Below are 14,650 nucleotides of genomic sequence, written 5' to 3'. Positions count from 1 at the left end.
ACCGAAATTTGCACCATTTAACCCAAACCTTAAAAAATTGACAAGCGAAGCAAATTCACCATTCACAAATTCCAGATCTAAATCCTAATATGACGTTTCATGTACTTTCACCGCTCTTCCGCTCGGATCATTCATTTTTTTGAAAGCTTCGTCCCATTCCAATGCAATAGGAGTAGAGCAGGCTACGGAAGGAACAGAAGGAACTGTCGCTGCAGAAGTTTCACTTGGGAAATGTTCCTCAAAAATAGTTCTGTATCGATATTCTTCTTTGTTTTGAGGAGTGTTTAACGGAAATCTGAATCGTGCGTTGGTCATCATTTCATCGGTCACTTCTTTTTCTGCAACTTCTTTCAAAGTATCGATCCATGAATATCCTACACCGTCTGAAAATTGCTCTTTCTGTCTCCATACGATAGATTCCGGAAGAAGATCTTCAAAGGCTTTTCGCAATACCCATTTTTCAATTTTTCCTTCAGCGGTATTGATCATCTTATCTTGTGGATTAACAGTCATGGCAATATCCATAAATTCTTTATCAAGAAAAGGGACTCTGCCTTCAATCCCCCAGCTCATCAGTGCTTTATTGGCTCTTAAGCAGTCGTAAAGGTGAAGTTTTCCCAGTTTTCTTACTGTTTCATCATGAAATTCTTTGGCATTCGGTGCTTTATGGAAATATAAATATCCACCGAACAACTCATCCGAACCTTCTCCTGAAAGCACCATTTTGATTCCCATCGATTTGATAACTCTGGCCAAAAGATACATTGGGGTAGAGGCTCTGATGGTAGTAACATCGTAAGTTTCCAAGTGATAAATAACATCGCGTACAGCGTCCAATCCTTCCTGAACCGTGAAGTTAACTTCATGGTGAACGGATCCGATATGTTCTGCCGCTTTTTGCGCTGCCGCCAAATCGGGAGAACCTACAAGTCCTACCGCAAAACTGTGAAGTCTTGGGTACCATGCCTCTTGGGTGTCGCCGCTTTCAATTCTCTGTCTTGCAAATTTTGCAGTGATAGCCGAAATAACGGAAGAATCCAGTCCGCCGGAAAGAAGAACTCCGTAAGGAACGTCACTCATAAGCTGTCTGTGAACAGCATCTTCAAGTCCTTTTCTTAATGCTGCAATATCTGTTTTGTTATCTTTTACATGGTCGAAACTGTCCCAATCTCTGCTATACCACTGTTGAAGCTCACTTCCGTCTTTGCTGTATACCAAGTGTCCCGGTAAAAAAGTTTCAATGGTTCTACAAACTCCTTCCAAAGCTTTGAGTTCTGAGGCTACATAATAGTTTCCATTTTTATCCCAGCCTTGGTAGAGCGGGCATATTCCCATATGATCACGGGCAATAAGGTATACTTCGTTTTCGGTATCGTATAGTGCGAAGGCAAAAATTCCGTTCAGTTTTTCAACAAAATCTTTTCCGTATTTTCTATAAAGGGCAAGAATTACCTCACAGTCGGATTGAGTCTGAAACTCATAATCCGGAAATTCTTCTTTTAATTCTCTGTGGTTATAGATTTCACCGTTTACAGCTAATACAACTTTACCATCTTTGGTAAATAAGGGCTGTTTTCCCGATGTAGGGTCTACAATGGCTAGTCTTTCGTGAGAAAAAACAACTTTCTCATCCTGGAAAACTCCACTCCAATCCGGTCCTCTATGACGGATTTTTTTTGACATTTCTAAAACCTGAGGTCTTAATATCTCGGTTTTTTGTTTGGCGTCAAATAAACATACTATTCCACACATATTTTTTATTATTTATGAAACAAAAGTAGAATTGATGTTTATAAATAACAATAAAAAATATTTAAAAGAGAATATTTTTAATTATAAAATTATTTTTAATTAAAAATATTAACTATTTGTGGTGATTTCTATGGTTTAGATTGATTTTTTTCGTTGGGCTTGAAATGATGCTATCTCTATACAAAATAAAAATGACATATTTATTAATATATGATAATTTATTATACAAATATTAACCCTTACTTTGTGGCTCGAAATAATTTTTTTTCATCATTTGTGTTTTTACCTTCTTGCAATTCTCATGCAAGAAGGTTTTGTTTTATTGCACCCCAAGTAGGGTTCCAGAAACATTCCATGAACTGAAACTTGTACCTTCTGTAGGCCCTTGAGGAATCTTTATCTGAATCGTATGTTTTCCAGCCTTTAAATCTCCAAGAGGAATAAAGTTCGGATTGGTAACCGTTCCCGGGCACCAGTTGGATCTGCTGAGGTCTGATGATGAAAGCCCATCCTGAAAATTTCCTGATGCGGGATTGTACAAACGGTAAGATCCACAATCTGTTCTCCAGGGAATGAAAGAAAATACAGATTGGCCATCCATAAAAATAGAATTGGCTTTAGGAACAAACTCATCACCGTTTTCCCATCCTCCATGTCCTGTGGTTGTATATCTCAACTGTGCATTTTTAACATCTTTTTTTAACGTAAAATCTACGGTCAGCCCTTTTTCCTGATTAAACAGAGTGGAGTAGTCCTGGCCGGCCATTTCCATAATGTTCAACGTGTTGAATAGAGGAATTGCAATATTGTTTTTATACGTACTCTGATCGCTTTTGTGAATGGTGATTTCAAGACTTACCTTATGTCCGCCTTTATCATAGTTCCCAATGAAAGTTCCTACCCAAAGCTCTTTTCCGGATAATGAAGGCTTTAATTCTGTAATATCCTGACGATAAGGGCTGACCGTCTGCCAGTTTTTCCCTTTCAATTGAATATGATTGAACTGCTGGATTCCAAACGCTGTGAAGAATCTCATCATTTCAATAGCAGGACTATAGTTGTCTGTAGCAGTGATCCCGAAATATTGTTTTCCGTTTCCGTTTTCGAAAACAGGAAGTGTTTTAACTCCTTTCTCCAATCCGTCAAAAAATGATTTTTCCTTGTCCTGAGGAATGAAAAATACAGTTCCGGTTCTGTCGTAAGCATCTCCGTTTGATTGTTGCTTCAGCTCTACGAAAATATTTTCTCCTTCAGTAATAGCAGGAAATTTTACTTTTTTAAGAATAATGGTTCCGTTAGCATATCTTTTTATCTGATCATCAGATTTTGAAGCGTCAGAAAAATTGATGGTTTCATTTTCAAAAACACTCAGTGTTGTAAATCTGCTTTTCCATAAAAGGTCTTTGTATCCTAGTTGATCGGTAGATTGGATGGAACCTTTTACGATGGTCTCAATTCCGGTATTTTTAATTTTTTTAATTGAACTTGCGGTAATTAAAGAGTTTTTATTTCTCTCCACTTCCAGAACAAGTCCTAAATTTTGCCCAAGTACAGATGGCCCGCCCTGAAGTTTCAGATCATTGGTGTACCAAACTTCGATGGTGTTGGAATTAACTTTGGTCACCGCTTTTTTACACGTATATCCTAGAATTTTTTTAGTCTCATTGGTAAATTCAAATGTCTGCTTACCTACAGATTCTTTATCGGAAGCTGATATAATGGATTCCGGCTTTAAGAAAGCATAGGAAACCACAGTATTGGATGGTTTTTCTACTTTGGTAATCTCAAAAGGATAGCTGCTTTTATGCTCTTTAATAGTACTGTTTAAAATGAAGTTTTCTTTTTCATTGACCCATACGATTGTGGAAGGCTGGTCTGATAGTAATTTCCCGTTATAGGAACTGGTATATTGAATTTCATACGTCTGCGCAGAAAACAGACAGAATACGAAAACAGCCAGAAAATTGAAGACAATTCTTGTATACATAAATAAATGAGTTTAGTGCAAAGCTATTTTAACTTTTTGCAGCAACAAAAACGGGTTAATCTATATAATAAGTAGAGAATATTATTGAAATGTTACAAAAAGTTTTTTAATTCCAAACATAAAAAAACTACCCCTGAATGGAGTAGTTGCTATATTGTTGTATTGTTTCTTAGATTAAGATACTCTTTCAATCAAAGCCATGTAGAATCCGTCGTAGCCTTCACTTGGCATTACTTTTTCATCCTTGATCATTTTAAACCCAGGATTGTTCTTAATGAATTCATCTACCTGCAGGTTATTTTCAGAAGGAAGAATAGAACAGGTAGCGTATACCATTTTTCCTCCTTTTTTCAGCATTTTAGAATAATCCTGAAGAATCTGCTGCTGTTCTTTTTTAATTCTGTCGATAAAGTCCTGATCAATTTTCCATTTGCTGTCCGGATTTCTTTTTAAAACTCCAAGACCGGAACATGGTGCATCTATCAAAAGTCTGTCTGCCTTTTCATGAAGACGTTTAATCACCTTATTGTCAGAGATCATACGGGTTTCAATATTGTGAGCACCGGCTCTTTTAGCACGACGTTTCAATTCTGCAAGTTTCCATTCAAAGATATCTAATGCGATGATTTGTCCTTTATTTTGCATCAATGCAGCCAGGTGAAGAGTTTTTCCTCCGGCACCGGCACATGCATCTACCACTCTTTGTCCTTCTTTTACATCCAGGAAATATCCTATTTTCTGAGAAGAAGCATCCTGAACTTCAAATAAACCTTCTTTAAATGCAGTGGTCAGGAAAACGTTTTTCTTTTCTTCCAACTGAACGGCATCAGGGTAATTTTTAATAGGGAAAGAAACAACTCCCTCGTCTGAAAGGTCAGAAATAAGTTCTTTTGTAGTTGTTTTTAAAGAATTCGTTCTTAAAACGGTAGGAGCCTGTTCGTTTAATGCAAGCATTTCTCTTTCCCACTTAGGCCCTAATTCTTTTTCAAGAGTTTCGGCTAACCAATCTGGAATAGAGTATTCTATCGCTTTTGTAGGAACCGTATTTTTTTTAAGCTTGGTAAGGATATCAGCAATTTTGATTCCGTCAAACTCCTCGAATTTTTTATAATTGGTTTTGCTCCAAAGCAAATACGCAATGATCAGTTTGTAAATATTGTTGGGTTTTACCCCTTCGCCCATGTAGTACTCAAGGCGTTTTTTCCAACGGATAATATTGTAAAAAATTTCAGAAACAACGGCTCTGTCCTGGCTTCCCCATTTTCTGTTTGCTTTCAAAAGTCTTTCAATCACTTTATCTGCATATTTGTTTTTCTCAAAAAATGTCTCCTGTAGGGCATCGTGAATTCCGATTGCCAAGTTTCTGTGAATAAGTTCCATAAGTTTGCTTCGCTGTTTGAATCTGCAAAAATACGACTTTTAATTGAGAGTTGGTGAATGAGGTTGTGAATGGTGAATAATCAATCGTCAATTCGCTACGCTTGTGAATTGTTTTGTTTGAGAGAAGTTTGAGAGTCTGCGAGTAAGAGGGGACGGGGAGTCAATACTTACCATTCATTTTGCGAAGCAAAAATTGACTTATTGACAGCTATTCTCTTCACACTTGACTTCAACCTCCAAAAAGCTCTACCTTTGTAGAAAATAAAAAATATGAGTGATACAGTACTTTGTCCGAAATGCAGTTCCGAGTTTACCTACCCGAGCGATAATATGATGGTGTGTTCACAATGTTTCTATGAATGGAATCCTGAAGAAGCAGCTAATGATGCAGCCAGTGAAGGAAAAATATTGGATTCCAACGGAAACGAGCTTCAGGATGGTGATTCTGTAGTGGTGGTGAAAGATCTTCCTGTAAAAGGAGCTCCAAAACCTGTAAAAGCCGGTACTAAAGTAAAAAATATTCGTCTGAGACCAGGAAGTGATCACAATATTGATTGTAAAATTGATGGTTTCGGGGCAATGGCTTTAAAGTCTGAATTCGTAAAGAAAGCATAGATAATTTGGCAAAAAGCCATAAAAAAAGGAAAAGATTGGACAGTGTAATCTTTCAAAAGACTTAATTGCAAGATTGCTAATGTCCGTCTGGAAGGCAGAAAGAGAATTAACCAAAAATTTCCTTATGCTTTGGAAATACAAATGTAAGAAAAAGTTTACGAACAGATTCTTATGTTTGTATTTTTTTTTATTGATAAGTGTAAGGGAATGTATGAGTTATATTCAGGATCGGCGAAAAGTAGAACAAAGAATTTGCTTACGACTCACTTTGGGATCTTACTATTTTACCCTTCTCAATTTTGATTTCTCGCCTAAATAAATGAAATGAAAACCGAACCTTCTATTCTCTCATCCGTATACATCACAAGGTCTTTTTCTTTTACTCTTAATTTATTCCAGTAATAATTTCCTGCAAACCTGCTCTCCAGAACTTCTGCTTCAATACCGCTTTCTGTAATTTTTATTTCTTTTGGATAATAAGAGAATTTTGAAAGTTGGAAATCTTCTTTTTCAACCTCACTGAAAATATTTACTTCCCCAAATAGTTTGGCTACATAAGAATTGTAAGGCTTTCGGTAAGTTTCCTCGGGGCTGTCATTTTGAATGAGTCTTCCATCTTGAAGAATAACAATCTGATCCAGCCACGGCATAATATCCTGAAGTTCGTGAGTAGAAATAATAAGAGAAATCTGATGCTGTTTTACATATCGGAAAAGTCTTTCTCTCAGTTCGATCTTTCTTGGGAAATCCAGATTACTGAATGGTTCATCCAAAATAAGAAGCTTCGGTAGTACAGATAATGCTCTTGCAATAGCAACCCTCTGCTGTTGCCCACCACTCAGATATTTCGGAAGAATATGAGCAAATTCCTGAAGTCCTACCACTTCAAGAAGCTCCATAACAGTTTCTCTTTTTTGCTTTAAATTAATATTTGAAATAAACTTACCTACATTTTCAGCCACGGTAGCATAAGGCATAAGGTCAAAATTTTGTGCTACAAATTTCATATCGGCCTCTCCGGGTACAAGATTTCCTTTCGGTCCCAAAAGTTTTGTTCCGTTAAAAATAATTTCTCCGCTTTGCCAGTCAATAAGACCATAAACCAGGCTAAGCAATGTGGATTTTCCACAGCCACTTTCCCCTGCAAGGGCAATGATTCTGTTTTCTTCAAACCTTAAATTAAGGTTCTGAAACAGGGGTTTATCTTGATTGTGAGAGAAAAATAGATTGTTTATTTCTAATAGCATAATACAAATGTAAGGTTTTTATGAAAACACAATTTTTTTTATTATATTAGCGGGACTAATAAAAATAAATCAAAAATGAGAAAAAAACTGTTTTCACTAGCTATTCCTGCTTTATTCTCGGCTGTTGTGATGGTTTCTTGTAAAAAAGATAAACCACTTACCAGCGAAAGTAATGAGGTGACGACTACCAAAGACGGAAGTCAGTACACTTTGGATACGCTAAACAGTAAGGTTGAATGGAAGGGATATAAAGTATTTAAATCTGAAAATACGAGCCACTTTGGAACCATTAAGTTTGAAAGTGGAGATGTAACGGTGAAAGACGGAAAACTGGAAAGCGGAAAATTCGTTGCTGATATGAACTCATTAACTTCTGTAGACCTGAAAGACAGTCCAGAAGATATGGGAAAACTAAACGGCCATCTTAAGAGTGGTGATTTCTTTGAAGTTGAAAAATTTCCAACAGCTTCTTTTGAAATTACAAAGGTGACTCCCTCTACAGAAGGAGATTACAATACACTTCTGGATGGTAATTTAACGATTAAAGGAATTACAAAACCAGTTCAGTTTAAAGCTAATGTTTCTGTGAAGGAAGGAGAGGTGAGTGTAGCTACTGAGCCGAAAGATATCAAGAGAGAAGAGTTTGGCGTAAAATTCCAGGCTCCAGCTGAAAACGGAGTGATTAAAGATGAGGTAACTCTTCAGATCAACGTGAAAGCTTTAGAAAAGAAATAATTTTTTTATTTAAGTGAAATAAGTGATTGAAGTCTGCCTCCCGAAAAAGAGGCAGATTTTTTTATGAGTCAATTAATTATTAAACTTAAAAATCGTATTTTTGCAAAACATTTTGAAAGGGTAAAATAATGATAGAAAAGATAGAAGAACTACTGATCGAAGTAAACGGCTTCAATACTACCTCTAAGGAAGAGATAGAGAACTTCCGTATCAAGTACAACGGTAAAAAAGGGGTTCTGAATGATTTTTTTGAAAAATTTAAAGAAGTTCCTAACGACCAGAAGAAAGAATTCGGACAGAAGATCAATACTTTAAAGCAGGCGGTTGCTGTAAAATTGGAAGATTTGAAAAATGCTTCTGCATCTTCTATTGTTGTAGAGAAAGAAGATCTTACAAAACCAGCTTTTCCATTGGATTTAGGGTCAAGACATCCGATCAACCTGGTTAAAAACAGAATTATTGAAATCTTCAAATCAATTGGCTTTGCTGTAGCAGATGGTCCTGAGATTGAAGATGACTGGCATAACTTTACGGCGCTTAACCTTCCGGAATATCACCCGGCAAGAGATATGCAGGATACTTTCTTCATAGAGCAGAATCCTGATATTCTTTTGAGAACGCATACTTCTTCCGTACAAACCCGTTATATGGAAGAAAATCAGCCACCAATCAGAATTTTATCTCCGGGAAGAGTATTTAGAAATGAAGCAATCTCTTCACGTTCTCACTGTATCTTCCACCAGATTGAAGGATTATATATTGATGAGAATGTAAGCTTTGCAGATTTAAAGCAGACAATTCAATTCTTTACTACCGAACTTTTTGGTAAATCTAAGATCAGAATGAGACCTTCATTCTTCCCATTCACTGAGCCAAGTGCTGAGATTGATGTGTATTGGGGACTTAATTCTGAAACAGATTACAGAATTACAAAAGGAACAGGATGGCTGGAAATCATGGGTTGTGGAATGGTAGACCCTGCCGTACTGAAAAATGTAAATATTGACTCTGAGAAATATTCAGGATATGCATTTGGAATGGGAATTGAAAGAATTACGATGCTTCTTTACCAGATGAGCGATATCAGAATGTTCTTTGAAAATGATATCAGAACACTTGAACAATTCAAAACATTATAAAAAATCAAACCTCCGGAGCTCCGGAGGTTTTTTGTTTTTAATTACTGACCTAAGAAACAAAACGTAACTAAAAACTGATCTTATTGAAAAATTTACACGTGTCTGTTTCTTATGCCTCTACTTGTGTTCAGATCCGCAAGGGACCTCAAAGAAAGTATTGACATGCTGCAGCTTTATTGCTGCCTCTATTATAAAGACAATTCGTGTTAAGGATATATTACATCATCATTTAAAAATGTCTGCAAAAATTTTGCAGACATTTTTAAATGAGAAAAACTCAATATATTTTTTACTTGGTAAATTTTAAAGGATACTTTACATTTTTGTAGTCATCAATGCTTGCTTTTAACGATCCTACAGCCAGTTCTGCTTTCAATAGCATAGGAACGTGGTTCGCATCATTGGAAACCCACATCGTTACACCTTCCTTTTCTTTAAATACTCTTCCGCTTTTTACAGATGGAATAATTTTTAAACAGTTGATGGTTCCAAATTTAGTTTTCAAATCTTCTGCTCCTACCACTTTTAACTGAAAAGGAAACATTTCATCATCAATCCATACATTCATATTAATGATGGTTCCAGCTTTCAATTCATCAGGGCTTTTGCTTCGCAGATAATAAAAGCAGGAAAGCATATCCTGTACTCCTTTTACAGATTTTAAAACTTTAGACCCATTGGCGGGTGTTTTTTTATCGGTTAAAATTAAGGTGTTGTTATCGTGATTAAAAACGGTTTCAAGATGTTGGCGATAGCTTCCCTCTCTTACATTTCTTACATAAAAACTGGGCAACCCTGTTTCTGTACTGATGAAACTTTCATACAGGTCTTCCACTTTGAAGAATGCCTTTACAGCACCGGTCGTTTGTCCTGTTCCTTTTACATACAGATGGGGAACACCTTTGTAAACGGTCTGTTTGGTGGTAAGATTTGCAGTTCCGGCATTCAGGAACCCATAGTGAATTCTCAGGGTGATAGATTCACCGTCTGCGATGTTGTCAATCTGGGCTGAGCCTAAAATGAATAATAATACTGCAAAGAGGGTTAAAATTTTCTTCATGACAAGACATTTACAAAAACGTTGCCAAATTTAAAATCTTAATTAATAGATATTTGACAAATCTCAGGTTTTTATTTAGAATCAATTAAATATGCTTCGCATTAAAATTAGTAAATTTGCAGTTACATGTATAATTAAATTATCTAAATTATGATAACCACTGATATATTGATCATAGGTGCAGGTCCAACAGGACTTTTTGCAGTTTTTGAAGCGGGCCTTTTAAAAATGAAGTGCCATATTATTGATGCACTTCCACAGCCGGGAGGGCAATTGGCAGAACTTTATCCTAAAAAACCTATTTTCGATATTCCGGGGTATCCTTCAGTGAATGCTGGGGAATTGGTGGATAATTTAATGGAGCAGATTAAGCAGTTCCAACCTGGATTTACACTTGGTGAAACTGCTGTTTCCTATACAAAGGTTGATGATGAGTGGTTTGAAGTAATTACCAATAAAGGAACTGTTCACAGATGCAAGGCGATTGCTATTGCAGGTGGATTAGGAACTTTTGAGCCGAGAAAACCTACTTTCGAAAATGTAGCGGATTATGAAGAAAAAGGGCTGGAATATTTCGTTAAAGAACCTGAACATTTCAGAAACAAAAGAGTAGTGATTGCCGGAGGTGGAGATTCTGCACTGGACTGGAGTGTTTTCCTTTCTAATGTAGCAAGCGAAGTAACATTGATCCATAGAAGAAACGAGTTCAGAGGAGCTTTGGATTCTGTAGAGAAAGTTCAGGATTTGAAAAATCAGGGAAAAATTAAATTAATTACGCCTGCTGAAGTTACCGGAATTAAAGGTGACGGAAAAGTAGAAGCCATTACTGTAGAAGTTGATGGTCAGGAAGCATACGATATTGAAACCGATTATTTTATTCCATTATTCGGATTGACTCCAAAATTGGGTGAAATCGGAAACTGGGGATTGAATATTGAAAAAAATGCGATTGTAGTAAACAACGCACTTGATTATCAGACCAACATTGATGGGATTTATGCTATCGGAGATATTAACACGTATCCTGGTAAACTTAAATTGATCCTTTGTGGTTTCCACGAAGCTACTTTAATGTGTCAAAGTGTTTATAACAGACTTAATCCTGGTAAAAAATTCGTTCTAAAATATACGACCGTAAGTGGAGTAGATGGATTTGACGGAAGCCGTAAAGAAGCAGAGAAGGCAGTTGTGAAAAAAATTGACTAATTTTGCAGAATTATGTCAGATATTAATATTAAAATCACCGACAGAGAAGGTGTAATTCACGATGTTGTAGCTCCTACGGATATGTCCATGAACTTAATGGAGATCATCCGTTCTTATGAGTTGGCAGAAGAAGGTACTATTGGAGTATGTGGAGGAATGGCGATGTGTGCTTCTTGCCAGGTTTATGTAATCAATGATCCAGGTCTTGAACCCATGGGAGATGAAGAAGATGCTATGTTGGCAGAAGCTTTCCATGTAAAAGATAACAGCAGATTGGGATGCCAGCTGCATATGGTAGATGAAATGGAGGGACTTGAAGTGGAAATTGCTCCTTATCCTTAAAAATATTTTTTAATCTTAATAAAAGCCCGTCCGGATATTCCGGACGGGCTTTGTTTTTATAATAGCTTTAAAGTTTAAATCTCCTCCTTAGAAATCACTTTCCAAACGGTAGGCGCCTCATAATTTTTCATTTTTTCCAAGAGGTCATCAATGTTTTCGCTGACCAGCAGCATATCTTTATTGACTTGTTTTAAAAATCCCTTATCTACCATGGTTTGAATCAGGTTGATTAGATCATCATAAAATCCGTCAATATTCAAGATCCCGATTGGCTTTTTGTGAAGACCCAATTGTGCCCAGGTAATCATTTCAAAGAACTCTTCCAAGGTTCCGTAGCCACCGGGAAGAACGATCACTCCATCACAAAGGTCATTCATTTTTGTTTTCCTTTCGTGCATGGTTTCTACAATAATAAGCTCAGTTAGGTTTTTATGGGCAATTTCTTTGGTTTGTAGAAAGTGGGGTAGTACCCCGATCACTTTACCGTTCTCACTTAACACTCCATTGGCTACGGTACCCATTAAACCGGTTTCCGAACCACCATAAATCAGTTGGATATTTTGTTTTGCCAAGGTTTGCCCCAGCAAAAAAGTCTGTTCTTCATAAATTTTATCTGATCCGAAACTTGAGCCACAGAATACGGTTATACTTTTCATATTATTTACAAAAATCTTTTAAATAATTTCTAACTTCAAAATCGGTTAAATCTCCAGCTTTTCTAAAGCTATTACATGCTTGTTCAGTTTTTCCAATAGCAAGATAGGATATTCCTAACTTAATATATGCATTGTGAACTTCTGTTACAAAACGATTATTCTTAGGTTGGAATTCATCAACTTTACTAAAATATTCTACTGCTTTTTCAAAATTATTATTGTTATAATATCTTAAACCTTCGTCAGTATTATTAAATAAATCCTTTTCTGATTTATCTGACAAATCATGATACCATTTTAAGAAATGTTTTTCATCCGTTACTAGTAAATCCTTATTATAAGGATTTACGAAATATTTTTCGGCTTGTTTTAATGCTTGTATAAACTGTGTATCATATTGCGGTGTACGTTTATCAAGTATCTTAATCTGTTTAATTTTATTATTTTTTGTTAATATATATTCAATTTTAAAATATAGATCATCCATATCTTTTGAAGTTTCTTGTGTCATCAGTGGCATTATAAATTCATCAAATGTTTTTTCATTATTGAATATGGGATGTATCACTTTATTGGCAACTAAAAGACTATCACTATTTCTAATCTCAATTTGGGGTCTAAATTCCGAATTTCTTTTTATAAAATCTTCAGCTTTTAGTAATAAAGAAATCTCATTTCCTTCTTGCAAAATAAGATAATCTTCTTCAAACCAATATTTGAATGTTCTATTATCTAGATTTATGAGATCTTTACTGAATTTAGCTTTGAATTTGGTTTTATTGATTGATAATTCATCAGGATTGATTTCATAAAAAAGCCATGTTGAATATCTGGGATTATTTATCTCTAAATTTTTTCCATCTGGTTTTACAATTTTATCTAAAATCCATTCACCTCTTAGTTTTTCTGATTGAGAATACGTTTTAATACAAATTATTAAGTAGAATAATAGGAGTAGTTTTTTTTTCATGGTTAAAAAATTAAAAATATCCAAAACCATATGGTTTTGGATATTCAATATTGTTATTATACTATTCTATTTCTGAGGAATATTGGCTAGAATATCCTTTAGGAAGCTCCAGAATTTCTGAGCAGAAGGAATATTCGCTTTCTCATCCGGAGAGTGCGCTCCTCTGATAGTTGGCCCAAAGCTTACCATTTCCATTTCAGGATAGTTGGCACCAATGATTCCGCATTCAAGACCTGCATGACAAGCTACAACATGAGGTTTTTCATTGAATTTTTCGGTGTAAATCTTTTCCATGATCTGTACGATCTCTGAACCTGGTTTCGGTTTCCATCCAGGGTAAGAGCCGCTGAATTCTACATTCATTCCTGCCAGTTCTGCTACAGATTTCAATTGTTCTGCAGTAGAATACTTAGAGGAATCTACAGAAGATCTTGTAAGGTTTAAAATCTTAAGTTCTCCGCCTTTCAATTCAACTCTTGCTACATTATTGGAAGCTTCTACAAGATCAGCTACATCCGGGCTCATTCTGTATACTCCGTTGTGAAGAGATTTTAAAGTAAGAATCACTTTTTTAGAATCGCTTTCGGAAATCGCTTTATCAGAAGACGTAGAGTTTTCAATATTGATCTGAATTCCCGGTTCTACAGAAGCAAATTCTTCCAGGATTTCTTTTTTAAGAGCAGTTGCATTTTCTATAAATTGCTGAGCATTTCTTACAGAAATAATAGCAACACCTTCTCTAGGAATCGCATTTCTTAAACCTCCTCCGTCGATAGAAACCAACTCAATATTCTGGTTTACAAGCCCAATGTAAAGAAGTCTTCCCAGAATAACATTTGCATTTCCAAAACCTTTATGGATATCCATTCCTGAGTGGCCTCCCTGAAGACCTTTCACTTCAATTCTTACAATCTGTCCTTTTGAAGCTTCGGTTGGATAGCTTTGGGTAATGGTTACATCTACACCTCCTGCACAGCCGATATCGATCTCGTCATCCTCTTCAGTATCAAGGTTTAGTAGAATATCTCCTGTAAGCTGCCCTGGCTTTAAGCCTAAAGCACCTGTCATTCCCGTTTCTTCATCAATGGTGAATAAAGCTTCAAGAGCCGGGTGCGGAATATCTGAACTTTCAAGGATTGACATAATTGTTGCCACTCCCAAACCGTTGTCGGCTCCAAGAGTCGTTCCTTTTGCTTTTACCCAGTCACCATCAATTTCCATTTTGATTCCTTCTGTTTCAAAATCAAAATTAACGTCATTATTTTTCTGGCAAACCATATCCAAATGAGACTGAAGTACAATAGATTTACGGTTTTCCATTCCTGCAGTGGCAGGTTTTTTAATAATTACATTTCCTACTTCATCTACAGTTGTTTCCAATCCCAGATCTTCGCCAAATCCTTTGATGAAAGCAATTACTTTTTCTTCTTTTTTTGATGGTCTTGGAACTGCATTTAACTTGGAGAAATTTTTCCAGATTATTTGCGGTTCTATATTAGATAATTCCATTGAAATTTATTTTTTTCAAATTTACGAAATAAAAAATGCTCCTGTAGGATAC

13 protein-coding genes are annotated in these 14,650 nt (G+C 35.9%); 5 read left to right on the top strand and 8 right to left on the bottom strand.

Translation table 11 applies throughout. The annotated features are described in order from the left end of the window. Positions 1–84: 84 nt before the first annotated feature. The 3 genes from asnB to ACL9RH_RS18100 all read right to left on the bottom strand — a co-directional run bounded on the left by asnB (position 85) and on the right by ACL9RH_RS18100 (position 5,119). Complete coding sequence (gene asnB, locus ACL9RH_RS18110) at positions 85–1,752, bottom strand: asparagine synthase B (protein ID WP_422694755.1); 1,668 nt, start codon at positions 1,750–1,752, stop codon at positions 85–87. A gap of 319 nt (positions 1,753–2,071) precedes the next feature. After that, positions 2,072–3,739 (bottom strand): GLPGLI family protein, encoded by a 1,668-nt coding sequence (locus ACL9RH_RS18105; protein WP_422694754.1) that lies wholly within the window; start codon positions 3,737–3,739, stop codon positions 2,072–2,074. A gap of 174 nt (positions 3,740–3,913) precedes the next feature. After that, on the bottom strand, positions 3,914–5,119 hold the full coding sequence (locus tag ACL9RH_RS18100; RefSeq protein ID WP_422694753.1) for an RsmB/NOP family class I SAM-dependent RNA methyltransferase: 1,206 nt from the start codon (positions 5,117–5,119) through the stop codon (positions 3,914–3,916). A 270-nt stretch (positions 5,120–5,389) separates the two neighbouring features. On the opposite strand from ACL9RH_RS18100, the gene ACL9RH_RS18095 reads away from it, so the two are divergent. After that, complete coding sequence (locus ACL9RH_RS18095) at positions 5,390–5,734, top strand: zinc ribbon domain-containing protein YjdM (RefSeq protein ID WP_422694752.1); 345 nt, start codon at positions 5,390–5,392, stop codon at positions 5,732–5,734. Positions 5,735–6,045: 311 nt separating this feature from the next. Here the strand turns inward: ACL9RH_RS18095 and ACL9RH_RS18090 are convergent, their stop codons facing one another. Beyond that, positions 6,046–6,981 (bottom strand): sulfate/molybdate ABC transporter ATP-binding protein, encoded by a 936-nt coding sequence (locus ACL9RH_RS18090; RefSeq protein WP_422694751.1) that lies wholly within the window; start codon positions 6,979–6,981, stop codon positions 6,046–6,048. A gap of 75 nt (positions 6,982–7,056) precedes the next feature. Here ACL9RH_RS18090 and ACL9RH_RS18085 point away from each other — a divergent pair, with 75 nt between their 5' ends. Both ACL9RH_RS18085 and pheS read left to right on the top strand, forming a co-directional pair. Further along, positions 7,057–7,716, top strand: a complete 660-nt coding sequence (locus ACL9RH_RS18085) for a YceI family protein (RefSeq protein WP_422694750.1) — start codon at positions 7,057–7,059, stop codon at positions 7,714–7,716. A gap of 128 nt (positions 7,717–7,844) precedes the next feature. Next, complete coding sequence (gene pheS, locus ACL9RH_RS18080) at positions 7,845–8,855, top strand: phenylalanine--tRNA ligase subunit alpha (protein ID WP_422694749.1); 1,011 nt, start codon at positions 7,845–7,847, stop codon at positions 8,853–8,855. Between the two features lie 289 nt (positions 8,856–9,144). On the opposite strand, the gene ACL9RH_RS18075 is transcribed toward pheS, so the two are convergent. Then, a complete protein-coding gene (locus tag ACL9RH_RS18075) occupies positions 9,145–9,915 on the bottom strand; it encodes a DUF3108 domain-containing protein (RefSeq protein WP_422694748.1) in 771 nt (256 codons plus the stop codon). Between the two features lie 150 nt (positions 9,916–10,065). Between ACL9RH_RS18075 and ACL9RH_RS18070 the strand changes: the two genes are divergently transcribed. Together ACL9RH_RS18070 and ACL9RH_RS18065 are read left to right on the top strand one after the other, a co-directional pair. Continuing rightward, positions 10,066–11,121, top strand: a complete 1,056-nt coding sequence (locus ACL9RH_RS18070) for an NAD(P)/FAD-dependent oxidoreductase (RefSeq protein WP_422694747.1) — start codon at positions 10,066–10,068, stop codon at positions 11,119–11,121. A gap of 12 nt (positions 11,122–11,133) precedes the next feature. After that, positions 11,134–11,463 carry a ferredoxin gene (locus ACL9RH_RS18065; RefSeq protein ID WP_422694746.1) on the top strand — a complete coding sequence of 110 codons (330 nt, stop codon included), beginning with the start codon at positions 11,134–11,136 and terminating at the stop codon, positions 11,461–11,463. 74 nt (positions 11,464–11,537) lie between these two features. Here the strand turns inward: ACL9RH_RS18065 and ACL9RH_RS18060 are convergent, their stop codons facing one another. The 3 genes from ACL9RH_RS18060 to ACL9RH_RS18050 all read right to left on the bottom strand — a co-directional run bounded on the left by ACL9RH_RS18060 (position 11,538) and on the right by ACL9RH_RS18050 (position 14,598). Beyond that, positions 11,538–12,119, bottom strand: coding sequence for a TIGR00730 family Rossman fold protein (locus ACL9RH_RS18060; RefSeq protein WP_422694745.1), 582 nt, complete (start codon positions 12,117–12,119; stop codon positions 11,538–11,540). Position 12,120: 1 nt separating this feature from the next. Further along, positions 12,121–13,089, bottom strand: a complete 969-nt coding sequence (locus tag ACL9RH_RS18055; RefSeq protein WP_422694744.1) for a hypothetical protein — start codon at positions 13,087–13,089, stop codon at positions 12,121–12,123. Positions 13,090–13,155: 66 nt separating this feature from the next. Continuing rightward, positions 13,156–14,598: an aminoacyl-histidine dipeptidase gene (locus tag ACL9RH_RS18050; RefSeq protein ID WP_422694743.1), complete on the bottom strand. Its 1,443-nt coding sequence runs from the start codon at positions 14,596–14,598 to the stop codon at positions 13,156–13,158. Between the last annotated feature and the right edge of the window lie 52 nt (positions 14,599–14,650).

The sequence above is a fragment of the Chryseobacterium sp. Mn2064 genome (assembly GCF_049319685.1).
In the GTDB taxonomy this organism is placed as follows: domain Bacteria; phylum Bacteroidota; class Bacteroidia; order Flavobacteriales; family Weeksellaceae; genus Chryseobacterium.
This window is presented reverse-complemented; position numbering and strand designations above follow the sequence as displayed.